Annotated in this window: 12 protein-coding genes; 6 read left to right on the top strand and 6 right to left on the bottom strand. The window is 53.2% G+C overall.

The features are described from left to right. Positions 1–3: 3 nt before the first annotated feature. Positions 4–1,092: a threonine aldolase family protein gene (locus H8K43_RS08760; protein ID WP_186903489.1), complete on the bottom strand. Its 1,089-nt coding sequence runs from the start codon at positions 1,090–1,092 to the stop codon at positions 4–6. 144 nt (positions 1,093–1,236) lie between these two features. On the opposite strand from H8K43_RS08760, the gene H8K43_RS08755 reads away from it, so the two are divergent. Beyond that, the gene (locus tag H8K43_RS08755) at positions 1,237–2,943 is read left to right on the top strand and encodes a M14 family zinc carboxypeptidase (protein WP_186903488.1); all 1,707 of its coding nucleotides are present in this window, start codon (positions 1,237–1,239) and stop codon (positions 2,941–2,943) included. 86 nt (positions 2,944–3,029) lie between these two features. Here H8K43_RS08755 and H8K43_RS08750 read toward each other — a convergent pair whose 3' ends face one another. Next, positions 3,030–3,599 carry a hypothetical protein gene (locus H8K43_RS08750; protein ID WP_186903487.1) on the bottom strand — a complete coding sequence of 190 codons (570 nt, stop codon included), beginning with the start codon at positions 3,597–3,599 and terminating at the stop codon, positions 3,030–3,032. A gap of 237 nt (positions 3,600–3,836) precedes the next feature. On the opposite strand from H8K43_RS08750, the gene H8K43_RS08745 reads away from it, so the two are divergent. Next, a complete protein-coding gene (locus tag H8K43_RS08745; RefSeq protein WP_186903486.1) occupies positions 3,837–4,229 on the top strand; it encodes a hypothetical protein in 393 nt (130 codons plus the stop codon). A gap of 167 nt (positions 4,230–4,396) precedes the next feature. Here H8K43_RS08745 and H8K43_RS08740 read toward each other — a convergent pair whose 3' ends face one another. From H8K43_RS08740 to hutC, 4 genes are all read right to left on the bottom strand, one after another. Then, positions 4,397–4,639, bottom strand: coding sequence for a DUF3820 family protein (locus H8K43_RS08740; RefSeq protein WP_186903485.1), 243 nt, complete (start codon positions 4,637–4,639; stop codon positions 4,397–4,399). Further along, positions 4,632–5,279 carry a DUF2242 domain-containing protein gene (locus tag H8K43_RS08735; protein ID WP_186903484.1) on the bottom strand — a complete coding sequence of 216 codons (648 nt, stop codon included), beginning with the start codon at positions 5,277–5,279 and terminating at the stop codon, positions 4,632–4,634. The genes H8K43_RS08740 and H8K43_RS08735 overlap by 8 nt, the downstream gene beginning before the upstream one ends. A 113-nt stretch (positions 5,280–5,392) precedes the next feature. Then, on the bottom strand, positions 5,393–5,590 hold the full coding sequence (locus H8K43_RS08730; RefSeq protein ID WP_162021181.1) for a hypothetical protein: 198 nt from the start codon (positions 5,588–5,590) through the stop codon (positions 5,393–5,395). 199 nt (positions 5,591–5,789) lie between these two features. Continuing rightward, positions 5,790–6,500 (bottom strand): histidine utilization repressor, encoded by a 711-nt coding sequence (hutC, locus tag H8K43_RS08725; RefSeq protein WP_329604497.1) that lies wholly within the window; start codon positions 6,498–6,500, stop codon positions 5,790–5,792. A gap of 236 nt (positions 6,501–6,736) precedes the next feature. Between hutC and hutU the strand changes: the two genes are divergently transcribed. From hutU to hutI, 4 genes are all read left to right on the top strand, one after another. Continuing rightward, positions 6,737–8,440, top strand: coding sequence for a urocanate hydratase (hutU, locus tag H8K43_RS08720; RefSeq protein ID WP_186903482.1), 1,704 nt, complete (start codon positions 6,737–6,739; stop codon positions 8,438–8,440). A 157-nt stretch (positions 8,441–8,597) separates the two neighbouring features. Continuing rightward, positions 8,598–10,139, top strand: a complete 1,542-nt coding sequence (gene hutH / locus H8K43_RS08715; protein WP_186903481.1) for a histidine ammonia-lyase — start codon at positions 8,598–8,600, stop codon at positions 10,137–10,139. A gap of 94 nt (positions 10,140–10,233) precedes the next feature. Continuing rightward, positions 10,234–10,845, top strand: a complete 612-nt coding sequence (locus H8K43_RS08710) for a HutD/Ves family protein (RefSeq protein WP_186903480.1) — start codon at positions 10,234–10,236, stop codon at positions 10,843–10,845. Next, positions 10,845–12,050: an imidazolonepropionase gene (hutI, locus tag H8K43_RS08705; protein WP_222610998.1), complete on the top strand. Its 1,206-nt coding sequence runs from the start codon at positions 10,845–10,847 to the stop codon at positions 12,048–12,050. The genes H8K43_RS08710 and hutI overlap by 1 nt, the downstream gene beginning before the upstream one ends. Positions 12,051–12,290: the final 240 nt, after the last annotated feature.

Raw genomic sequence — 12,290 nt, 5'->3', positions numbered from 1 at the left:
TATCTATGTCAACTGAGCCAGCAACTGCAAAGCCTGCGCTAACTGCGCATCCGGCAAATTCAGCAACTGGTCGCCGACAACCCATTCAAACATGCATTGCTGTGGCAGTGCCGTGTGTACCGCCTGATTGAACAGCCAGATACCGTGTTCCGCTGCGACCTGATTGCGCCAGGCAATAGCGCGCTCTCTGTCCACCGGCAAGTACAGATGCAGCATATTTACTTGCGGCTGCGCCGGATTGCAGATCAGCGTTGGATAGGCTTGCAGCATCGCATATAACTGCCGGGTTCGGTGCAGGCAGGCCGGCATCGCAGCCAGTCTGGCATCGAATTGCATGGCAGCCGCCACCACATACGGGGTGCGGCGGAATACATTGCCGCCCTGACGGTGCATCCAGACTTTTGCTTTCGCCAAAAAATCCGGGCGGCCTAACAACATGGCGCCCGCCATACCACCTATGCCCTTGTAAAACGATACGTAGACGCTGTCAAAACCAGCCGCAATTTCGTGCAATGGACGCGCATAGCCCGCCGCCGCTTCCCACAGCCGCGCACCGTCCATATGCAGATGGATATCCTGTTTCCGGCAATACGCCTTGACCGCGTTCAGTGCTTCCCAGTCAGGTAACTGGCCGCCAATTTCACGCATAGGCAATTCATATTGAGCCGCCGAAATCTGTTCGGCATGCGCCTGCAAATCCGCCACGCCCCAGGGTCGGTAAGGATTGCCGGTGTGGAGCGCGGTGAAGTGCTGCAGGGTTTGAAAATTGGCGCGTTCATGCACCAGAATGTGCGAGCTCGGGTGTAGCGCAACCAGTGGGCTGCCGCGTTCTTCACAGGCCAGGCGCAAGGCCGTCACTTGCGCCATGGTGCCGCTGATGCAGAATAAACCAGCTTCCATGCCCAGCAGGTCAGCGATTTTCTGTTCGAAAGACTGGATCAGTTCACCTTCACCATACACATCATGGCTGATCTGATGCTGTTCACACCAGGCGGCCATGTCTGCAAAACTTTGTGCGGGTGAGGGCAGGGCGTGGCCGGGTAATATCGTGTGGCAGCTGGCTTTTAATTGCTGTAATTTGGCATCGGTCATGCGGCAGTCTCCGTGGTCAGATTTTTTTTTGCGCTCAGTATGCCACGCCTGTTCCGGCCTGCGCAGACTTTCCTGTTTCAATCCCTTGAGGCTTGCCGATCTGGGCTAGAATCTGGGTTTTCTGCCTCTTGCGAACTTACCATCATGAGCAATAATCATACCGCGCATCCTGACTGGATCACCCCGTACGAAGCGGGCAACCGCAACCAGACGACACAGTGGGAAGACTGCATCGCCTTTTATCAAAGACTGGCGCAGCAATTCCCGCAGGCGCTGCATTTTTTTGAAATCGGTCAGTCTGATTCCGGCCGTCCTATTCACGCCGGTGTGGTCACTGCAGATGGCGTGTTCGACCGCGCGCAGTTAAAGGCAGCGGGCCGCACAGTTTTTTTCAATAATAACGGCATCCATCCGGGTGAGCCGGAAGGTGTTGATGGCTGTATGGCGCTGGTGCGCGATTTTTGTACCGATGCCACCCGCCGCGCTGCGCTTGGTTCTACAGTATTTTTGTTCATCCCTATGTATAACGTGGATGGCAGTAAAAACCGTCAGAATACCTCGCGTGTGAATCAGGATGGGCCTGAGAGTTTTGGCTTCCGTGGCAATAGCCTGCATCTGGATCTGAACCGCGATTTCATCAAATGCGACAGCCTGAATGCCCAGGTATTCAACCGCTTTTTCAGCGCCTGGAGCCCGGATGTGATGGTGGATACCCATACTTCGAATGGCGCGGATTATGCATACACCATGACGCTGATACAAACTCAGGCCGATAAACTCGGTTATGGCCTCGGCCCTTTCCTGAGCCAGACTATGCTGCCAGCGATTTATGCCGATATGACGCAGCGTGGCTGGCCGACTTGCCCGTATGTGAATCCGGTCAAAGATATTCCGGATCACGGTATCGAGGATTTTCTGGAAACGCCGCGCTTTTCGACTGGCTATGCCGCCTTGCATCACACTATAGGCTTCATGCCGGAAACGCATATGCTCAAGCCCTACGCCGATCGTTATGAATCCATGCGCGCGCTGGTCGACAGTGTGCTGGCTTTCACGGTCAGCCATGGCAGCGAAATTCAGCGTCTGCGCCGCGAAGCACGGGCAGCGGCTGCCAGCCAGCCACAGGTGGCAGTCAAATGGCGTGCAGATCATACCCAGCCAGCGAGCTTTTTATTCAGTGGCTACCAGGCCGTGTACAGCCCCAGCGTAATCGGCAATTACACGCGCCTGTCGTATGACCGCAATCAGCCCTGGCAAAAGCCTATCCCATATTTCAACCGCTTCGTGGCCGATGTCGTGGTGCAGCGTCCACGCGCTTATCTGATTCCGCAAGCCTGGCGTCATGTGATCGAGCGTCTGCAATGGAATGGCGTGCAGGTTGAACGACTCAGCGCTGATCAGGAAATGTCAGTGCAGGTATATCGCATACAAAGCGTACAAACCCGTGCACATGCGTATGAGGGACATATGTTCCACGATCAGCTGGAACTGCGCAGCAGCATGGAAACCCTGCATGCCGAAGCCGGTGATTATCTGGTGCATCTGCATCAGGATCAGGCGCGCTATGTGATGGAAACGCTGGAACCGCAAGCGCATGACAGCCTGTTCCGCTGGGGCTTTTTCAACAGCGTGCTGGAGAAAAAAGAAGCGTATTCGGATTATGTGTTTGAAGACAGCGCCGCAGAAATTCTGCGCGATGAGCCGGAAACCCGCGCCGCATTTGAGGCCTGGAAGAGTGCCCATCCTGAGCTGTTAAATAATCAGGAAGCGGTGCTGGATTTCATCTTTACCCATTGCCAGCGTTACCGTGAACCGGAGTGGAACCGCTATCCGGTGTATCGCGTGTTGTAATTATTTTTTTGAATTTAATACTGTTCGCAAGTATGTGATTATCGGGGAGTGATTCGGCCAGATTTGGTTGCTCTCCGATTGAAAATTTATAGCTTTGGCTGTAGTTTTTTGCAATTGCCCCTAAACTCATCAACAATAAAATAGGTTTGTGTGTTCGAGTGTATTTCTTTGTTTATTAATTTGGCGTCTGTACGACTATGTACAGAATAGTCTTCATCATTGACGCTTAAATTGATGCGGTCTAATGAAATGAATCGGTCACCAAGGACTGAATTTGGTTTGTCTAAATATTTTTTAAAGAATGTGCTGGAACTTGGATCCAAATCTTTTTCATTTAACCAGTCGATAATGAATTGTTGTTTATTGGTAATTTTGCAGTTGTATGCAAACTGGTAATGACTCGTATTGGCTTTGCATAAATTGAGCGTCATGTCTTTGGTCGCGCCATCGATTGGGATTTTGATATAGTCCCGACCGATCAGATACCGTTGGGTAATTTTTTCTTCACTTGGTATAAATATATCTTTTGGGGCATTTATCCCGCGACCTTTAATAGTGCCAGTACATTCAATTACAGTTTCTTCATGAGCACTAACGAATGTTGGAGTTAGTAACAATGGAACTAAAATTCCTCTCAGCAAAACTAACCTATTCATCGTATTCTCCAGACATTTTCATTTGTGCTAAAAATATCACAACGCACCTAGAAGAGTTGGCAATTTCGTTCTCATAAACACAAAAAGAAGGCTGACGTAAATAATTAAATTTCCGTACGGAAATGCTATTTATTTTTTCGTTCTGATTGCAAATCTGTGCTTTGCATTTACAAATCTCTTCATTAGAATTAGTTGCTTCAAGCAAAATAGTTTTGCTTATTCGTTGAAGGGGACGTCATGAAAAAATTCTTGAAACTGGCAGTGGCAGGTTTGTTGATCGCAGGTGGTACATCGGTCGCTGTGGCCGAAGGTGTGGATGTGTCGGTGGATGGTATTTTCACCGCATTGAGCAGCAGCACCAATCTGCAGGCAACGGTAGATAATCTGGTCGCCAGTGGTGCTAACCCACAAGCTATCGTATCTGTCGCAGCAGCAGCTGGTATTCCTTTGAATACCGTCAAAGAACTGCAAGTCTGCAAAAACTCTGCATCCGCAGATGCGAACGTACTCGGTGCTTCCTGCATGCGTCAATCCAGCATCACGACTGCGTATGCAGCCGGTGCGAATGACCCGATGAAATTCCTGCCAGCGTCTGCTGCAGGTAAAGTCAAAAAACAAGAAACTAAGTAATTCAGCGATCCGGCGCGACGGGCAGCCTGGTAGGCTAACTGCCTAGCCCGTACGCGCTTACCGCTCAGGTCAACAAAAAATCCTGCGTCCAGTCTTCTGGTGCAGGATTTTTTGTTTATGGCGGGGATGGTGCGCTGAACGCGAGTGCCAGCCTCAGATGTCAGGCTTCAGGAATGGCGCAGCGGCCTGAGCAGTTCGCGCAAATCGTTGTGGTCGATTTCGTACATCAGTTCCAGCAAGCGTCCAAGCTCGCCTTTCGGGAAGCCCTGACGCGCGAACCAGCCCAGATAATGGCCGGGTAAATCGGCGAGTACACGACCCTGGTATTTTCCATACGGCATAGCCATGCTGACCAGGCGTTGTAAATCATCGGCCTGACGTGGCCGTGCGAATGGCAAGCCCTCAGTCATCGCCGTGATTTTCTGCTTCAGCGGAACCAGCAGATGCAGCGCCGGGTTTGCTGTCGGAGCCTGCTTCTTTTTTCTCAGCTTCTTTCTTTTCAGGCTCAGGCTCGTTGGGATAGGTTTTCGCATCCAGATAGCGTTCTACCAGATCAAAGAACTGGTTATAGAACTGACCGGTAGGGATGGTTTCACTGGCGACCTTGACCAGCGCATCATCGGTAGAGCCAAACGGCAAAGACACCGAGCCCAAGGCACTCACGCCTATGCTGGCCGAGGTATTGCTTTTCTTGAGCGAATAGCGATCCCGCACTGCATTGGCAAATACGGTGGTGCTGTTACTGCCTTTGCTATCCGCGACGCAGACCACATTGAATTCGATTTCAGCATGGACTTCTGCATCATGCTGGTATTTGCGACGGCCTTTGATGATGGCCGGTTTCCAGTCGCTGATCACATAACCCTGACTGAGCAGGGCGCGTCTGGCAGCTTCGCAGGCGCTTTGTTCGGTGCCGGGGAAGCTGCGGGTAAATACGCCGGACTCACCAAATTCTTCGTGCTGCAAGGCGGCGTTCTTACTGGCTGTGCTACATGCGCCCAGCATCAGGCTGAGGCATAGCGAGGATAAAACTAAAATTCGACGACTCATTTTCATCTGAACCAATATTAAAAAATATGACGAAAGCGCGGCGCAGAATGGTACTGCCTATGCGGGACGTGTCAGCTCAACGCGGGCCAGCGCGATCCCGTTGACTGCGATGTTCAGGCTAAGGCTTCCTGCGCTGCCTGTTCCGGAGTCAGGCCATCAAAATACAGATCGGTGAACCATTCTATCTGTTCTTCAATATGGTCCTGCGCCTGAGCGCGGGTCGCACCACCGGCGATCAGATGGGTTTCCACTTCTATGCACCAGGCGATCAGCGCTTGTTCTTCCGGATCGAGATCCTGTTTCTTTGCCATGGTGTGGCCTTTCTGATTTTCTTTAACTGTTTTAGGACTTTACTTGCATTACTTCAGCGCTTTACTGCGGCGCTTTCTCCTGCATTTTTCAACTCCTGCAGCCCGTATTGTAACTTGCTCTGGCAGTCAAGGTTGTTACGGTGCTGTTACCATGCGCTGAACAAACAGGCAGGCTTGGTGCAAATTCACGTGCGCGGCTTCAGAAGCTGCCGGTGAACTGGTATTGTTTGCCCGGATGCCACATGGTCACGCTGGTTGCGATTTTTCCTTGCGAGCGGGTTTTTCTATGTAATACCAGGCTCGCTTCCTTGGTCGAAATATGCAGCATGTCAGCGATTTGGCGCGGTGGCAGCACTGCCTCGATGCGGTAATCCACACCCTGCAAAGGGGCGACTGCGACCAGATATTCATTCGGCGTCATACTGCTGAAATCCTGCTGCAGATATTCCGGCGTCACACTGGAATTGACCCAGCGGTCTTCGACCTGTATCGCGGCTTCATTTTCAAAATGCACAATCACCGAATGAAACAGCCGGTGTCCGGGCTTCACCAAAAATTCAGCCGCTAACTGTTCGTTGGCGGGACTTTCGCTGAGCTCATGCAATTCGCTGCGATGCACATGTCCGCGCGAACGGATTTCTTCGGCGATACTTTTAATTTCTACCAGCGTGGCCTGATATTTTTGTTGCGCGACATAGGTACCCGAGCCCTGTATCCGGTTCAAAATCTGCTCGCTGGTCAGCTCGCGCACGGCACGGTTGACGGTCATGCGCGACACAGAAAACTGCGCGGCCAGCATGGCTTCCGAGGGGATGGCCTGGCCTTCTTTCCAGGTGCCGGACTGAATTTCCCGCAATAAGTAATCTTTGATCGCCTGAAAGGCGGGGGCGCTGGCTTGAGTGCTGGACACGTGCTTCCTGTTAAAAAGTGGTGGACTCAGGTCAATACGTGCTGATCGCTGTGAATCACACTTGTAGTGTGTGAGTCCGGGCTGGTCGTTAAGTTCCTGCATTGTCGCATGTAAATTCCGCTTGCAAAAGTTGTATATACAACTTAAACTGAGTTTGTGTAAGACGATGGCTGCAGTCTGTGTTGTGATCGCGCATGACTGAGTCCCGGAAAAACCACCCTCACAGGAGACAATTCATGACGACGCATTTAGATAATGATCCACGCTGGGATGCCAGCCGTGTTATTCACGCACCGCATGGTGCAGAGAAGGTTTGTAAAACCTGGGTGGCTGAAGCAGCCTATCGCATGATACAAAACAACCTGGACCCGGCCGTCGCTGAAAATCCTAAGCATCTGGTGGTGTATGGCGGCATAGGCCGCGCTGCGCGTAACTGGGAGTGCTACGACCAGATTCTGGCTTCACTCAAGGCGCTGGAAGCCAATGAAACCCTGTTGATACAGTCAGGCAAACCGGTAGGCGTATTCCAGACGCATGAAGATGCACCACGCGTACTGATCGCGAACTCCAATCTGGTCCCAAAGTGGGCCAACTGGGAACACTTCAATGAACTCGACCGCAAAGGCCTGTTCATGTATGGCCAGATGACCGCAGGCAGCTGGATTTACATCGGTACCCAGGGCATCGTGCAGGGGACTTATGAAACCTTCGCCGAAGCCGGACGCCAGCATTACAACGGCGACTGGGGTGGGCGCTGGATACTGACCGCTGGCCTCGGTGGCATGGGCGGCGCGCAACCATTGGCAGCCAGCTTTGCCGGCGCAGTGTCATTGAATATCGAATGCCAGCAAAGCAGCATCGACTTCCGTCTGCGTACCCGCTATGTCGATAAACAAGCGAAAGACCTGGACGATGCGCTGGCACTGATACAGCAGCATTGCGAACGTAAAGAAGCGGTTTCCATCGCCTTGCTCGGCAATGCAGCTGAAATTTTGCCTGAGCTGGTCAAGCGCGCCAAAGCGGGCGGCATGAAACCGGATCTGGTAACTGACCAGACTTCGGCTCATGATCTGATCAATGGCTATCTGCCTATAGGCTGGAGCGTGGAACAGTGGAAGGCTGCCCAGCACGATTCGACACAACATGCAAAGCTGACGGCGGATGCGGCTCAGGCTTGTGCGGTGCATGTACAGGCAATGCTGGACTTCCATGCGATGGGTATCCCTACTGTCGACTATGGCAATAATATTCGCCAGGTCGCATTCGATACCGGCGTAAAAAATGCCTTCGATTTCCCGGGCTTCGTACCGGCCTATATCCGTCCGCTGTTCTGCGACGGTAAAGGTCCGTTCCGCTGGGTGGCTTTGTCGGGTGATCCGGAAGATATCCGCAAGACCGATGCCAAAATCAAGGAATTATTCCCACACAATAAAGGCGTGCACAAATGGCTGGACATGGCGGGTGAACGTATCGCCTTCCAGGGCTTACCGGCACGTATTTGCTGGTTGGGTCTGGGCGAGCGTCATATCGCCGGACTCGCATTCAATGAAATGGTCAAAAACGGTGAGCTCAAAGCACCGGTCGTGATCGGTCGCGATCATCTCGATACCGGCTCAGTATCCAGTCCGAATCGCGAAACCGAGGGCATGCGTGATGGTACCGATGCCGTTTCTGACTGGCCTTTGCTGAATGCCTTGCTGAATACCGCCGGTGGCGCCAGCTGGGTCTCTTTGCATCATGGCGGCGGTGTAGGCATGGGCTATTCCCAGCATTCCGGTATGGTGATTGTGGCCGATGGCACTGAAGCTGCTGCTAAGCGTCTGGCACGCGTACTGGTCAACGATTGCGGTTCCGGTGTGATGCGTCATGCTGATGCTGGCTATGAACAGGCAGTCGCCTGCGCCAAGCGCGAAGGCTTGAATTTGCCTATGATTAAATAAGCTGAATTACGCATCATCGTCCCGGCCCGCTTGCTGCCTGCATTGCTGAGCCGGGACAAATTTTTGTCGCTTGAAAAGATAAACCAGCTGTTACTCTGATGCCGGATGCCGCTGTAGTTCAGCGCCTGACCAGAGCAGATAAAAGAGAGAGAAAACCATGACTACCTGTTTCGAAATTCAACCTGGCCAATTCAGCCTGTCCGATTTGCGCGCGATCTGGAGCAAGCCGCAAACCATGAAATTGACGCCGTCTGCCTATGCAGCGATTAATGCGTCCGCCGATACCATCAGCCAGATCGTCGCCAAAGGCGATGCGGCTTACGGTATCAATACCGGCTTTGGTAAACTGGCCAAGACCCGCATACCGGATGAGCAGCTGGAACTGCTGCAGCGTAATCTGATCCTGTCGCATTCCGTTGGTTCCGGCGAACTGATTTCCGATGAAGTGGTGCGCCTGATCCTGGCCATGAAAATCGCCAGCCTGGCACGTGGCGTGTCCGGCATCCGTGCCTCGGTGATCGACAGCATGATCGCGATGGTTAACGCTGACATTATGCCGGCCATACCGGTCAAGGGCTCGGTCGGTGCTTCAGGCGATCTGGCACCATTGTCGCATATGACGCTGGCGCTGCTGGGTGAGGGTGAAGTCCGCGTTAAGGGACAATTGCAGCCTGCGCGTGAAGCGCTGGCCGCAGCTGGCATTACACCGGTGGTGCTGGCCGCAAAAGAAGGTCTGGCGCTGATTAACGGTACCCAGGTATCGACCGCACTGGCCTTACATGGTCTGTTTTTGGCAGAGCGTTTGCTGGAAGCAGCCACCATTACCGGCGCTTTGTCTGTCGATGCCGCTAAAGGCAGCGATGCACCGTTTGATGCACGTATTCATAGCAGCCGTGGTCAGCCTGGACAGATCGCGACTGCAGCGATTTACCGTTCGCTGTTGACCGGCAGTGAAATCCGCCAGTCCCATCTGGTCAATGACGAGCGCGTGCAAGACCCATACTGCCTGCGCTGCCAGCCTCAGGTCATGGGTGCCTGCCTGGATATCATCAATAACGCGGCGCGTACTTTGCTGATTGAAGCGAATGCCGTGACCGATAATCCTCTGGTGTTTGTTGAAACCGGCGAAGTCATTTCCGGTGGTAATTTCCACGCTGAGCCAGTCGCGTTTGCGGCCGATACACTGGCACTCGCGATTGCGGAAATTGGTTCGATTTCTGAACGCCGTATCGCATTGTTGATCGACGCCTCTATCTCTGGTTTGCCACCTTTCCTGGTGCCGTCTTCGGGTCTGAATTCCGGCTTCATGATTGCGCATGTGACCGCTGCTGCGCTGGCTTCCGAAAACAAATCCCATGCTCATCCATCCAGTGTCGATACGATTCCAACTTCGGCGAATCAGGAAGACCATGTGAGTATGGCGACCTATGGCGCACGCCGCCTGCATGAAATGGCGCATAACACAGCGACTATCGTCGGCATTGAATTGCTGGCAGCGGCGCAGGGCGTGGATTTCCACGCACCACTGAAAACCTCGGACACCCTGAGCCAGGTACATGCATTGCTGCGTGCTAAGGTCAGCTTCTACGACAAAGACCGCTACTTTGCACCGGATATCGAAGCAGCGAAAGCGCTGGTGATTTCGGGCAGCCTGAGTGCACAATGTCAGGACCTGTATCAGTCACTGTATTTGAACTAAGCTGAATGAAGTTGAGGACACGAAGGGCTGAACTGCAGCACAGGGTTTGGCCCGGCCTGTCACATCTCATTGCGTATTTTTTGCGGAAACCTTTATGCGTCACTGGACTTTGCACGATTATCACACCATGCCCTGGAAGAATGGCGGCGGTTCAACCACAGAACTTGCGGTATTTCCTGAGCAGGCTGGTCTCGATCAGTTTATCTGGCGTCTGAGCACAGCCAGCGTCAGCAGTGCCGGTCCGTTTTCTCATTTTGCGCGCATAGACCGTACGCTGGCTGTGTTATCCGGTCAGGGTCTGATCATGCAATGCGATAGTGAGAGCCAGCATGCGGCCAGTGTCACGCTGACCCGTGACAGCCAGCCTTACCGCTTTGCCGGTGAAATGCCGGTGTTTGCTGAGCTGCTGGATGGCGAGACGGTGCTGGATTTGAATATGATGACACGGCGTGACACCTGCACCCACCATATGCAAAGGCTGGGCGCTGGTCAGCATGTGATCTCGGCACAGGATGCACAGCAGGTCTTGCTGTTTTGTGCGCGCGGCGAAGCCAGACTGGACAATGGCAGTCTGTTGCAGGCCAGTGATTTGTGCCTGTTCGAAGAAGGTACGGAACATGCAGGTATACGCTTCACGATTGAAGCGGCAGAACAGGCGGAACTGTATCTGATCCGCATACATTTTCTAGTGACAGGATTAAGCTGATGCAATGGGATAGCTGCTGGCTGAATGTGCATCTGGCCACGATGCGCGATGGATATGGTGAAATCTGCGATGCTGCGATTGCAGTCAAAGATGGTCGTATTGCCTGGCTGGGACCACAGGCCGATTTGCCGTCTGACTGGCAAGCCAGCACCGTGCAGGATGCGGGTGGTGCCTGGATGACACCGGGGCTGATCGATAGCCATACCCATCTGGTGTATGCAGGAAATCGCAGCAATGAATTTGAGGCGCGCCTGAATGGTGTTGCCTATGAAGACATCGCGCGCCAGGGTGGCGGCATTGTTGCTACCGTGCGCGCTACCCGTGCTGCCAGCGAAGAAGAGTTATTGGCAGCCACCTTGCCACGTCTGCACAGCTTGCTCAAAGAAGGCGTGACCACGCTGGAAATTAAATCGGGCTATGGTCTGGATCTGGCATCCGAGGCGCGCATACTGCGCGTCGCCAGACGGATAGCTGCCACGTATCCGGTGCGGGTCAGCACCACGTTTCTGGGGGCGCATGCGGTGCCGCCGGAATTTGCCGGACGCAGCGATGACTATCTGCGCGTGGTATGCGAAGAAATGATGCCGGCGCTGGCCGCCGAAGGCTTGATCGATGCAGTCGATGCGTTTTGCGAAAAAATCGGATTTTCTGCGGCCCAGACTGAGCGCGTATTTCAGGCTGCGCAAGCATTGGGCTTACCGGTCAAACTGCATGCTGAACAATTATCTGACCAGCAGGGTGCGGCATTGACGGCGCGTTATCAAGGCTTATCTGCCGACCATCTGGAGTATCTGTCGCAACAGGGGATAGCCGCGATGGCCAGTGCCGGTACGGTTGCTGTATTACTGCCAGGCGCGTTTTACTTTTTACGGGAAACCCAGTTGCCACCGGTCGCTGCCTTGCGTGCTGCCGGGGTGCCAATCGCGCTGGCGACCGATTGCAATCCGGGCACCTCGCCCATGACCTCGCTGTTACTGACCATGAATATGGCCTGCACCTTATTCCGCATGACACCACTGGAAGCCTTGCAAGGCGTGACTTGCCATGCGGCACGCGCACTGGGTCTGGCGCAGGAAACCGGACGGCTGGAAGTCGGCCTGTCAGCCGATTTTGCCATCTGGGATATCGCACGACCGGCTGATCTGGCTTACTTTATAGGTGGAAATTTCCTTCGGGAAAAAGTTTTTCGTGGTCAGTTACAATAATTTCCTTAAGACACATTTTTTTAACCCCGCTACGGCGGGGTTTGTTTTTGTTCAACGTATAATGATGTCCTGAAGACTCAAGAGTGCCATTGTCTTTAAATGAAGTGTGCCGCGCCCATCCTGTTTGCTCCTGATAGCTGTATTGATGACGGTTTTGATCACATACTTGCGCTTGCTGTTTTTGTCTGAGATATCAGGTCTGGATGTTTTGTGTCCTGCCAAAGCAGCACGACATCATGA

Source organism: Cognatundibacterium curvum, assembly GCF_014284235.1.
In the GTDB taxonomy this organism is placed as follows: Bacteria; Pseudomonadota; Gammaproteobacteria; order Burkholderiales; family Burkholderiaceae_D; genus Undibacterium; species Undibacterium curvum.
Note: the sequence above shows the minus strand (reverse complement) of the source record. Positions and strands in the feature narration are given on the sequence as shown.

Coding starts and splice junctions, on each gene's coding strand:
- H8K43_RS08750 (WP_186903487.1), bottom strand. CDS start 3,599: ATGAATAGGTTAGTTTTGCTGAGAGGAATTTTAGTTCCATTGTTACTA.
- H8K43_RS08755 (WP_186903488.1), top strand. CDS start 1,237: ATGAGCAATAATCATACCGCGCATCCTGACTGGATCACCCCGTACGAA.
- H8K43_RS08730 (WP_162021181.1), bottom strand. CDS start 5,590: ATGGCAAAGAAACAGGATCTCGATCCGGAAGAACAAGCGCTGATCGCC.
- hutH (WP_186903481.1), top strand. CDS start 8,598: ATGACTACCTGTTTCGAAATTCAACCTGGCCAATTCAGCCTGTCCGAT.
- H8K43_RS08710 (WP_186903480.1), top strand. CDS start 10,234: ATGCGTCACTGGACTTTGCACGATTATCACACCATGCCCTGGAAGAAT.
- H8K43_RS08735 (WP_186903484.1), bottom strand. CDS start 5,279: ATGAGTCGTCGAATTTTAGTTTTATCCTCGCTATGCCTCAGCCTGATG.
- H8K43_RS08740 (WP_186903485.1), bottom strand. CDS start 4,639: ATGACTGAGGGCTTGCCATTCGCACGGCCACGTCAGGCCGATGATTTA.
- hutI (WP_222610998.1), top strand. CDS start 10,845: ATGCAATGGGATAGCTGCTGGCTGAATGTGCATCTGGCCACGATGCGC.
- hutU (WP_186903482.1), top strand. CDS start 6,737: ATGACGACGCATTTAGATAATGATCCACGCTGGGATGCCAGCCGTGTT.
- H8K43_RS08760 (WP_186903489.1), bottom strand. CDS start 1,092: ATGACCGATGCCAAATTACAGCAATTAAAAGCCAGCTGCCACACGATA.
- H8K43_RS08745 (WP_186903486.1), top strand. CDS start 3,837: ATGAAAAAATTCTTGAAACTGGCAGTGGCAGGTTTGTTGATCGCAGGT.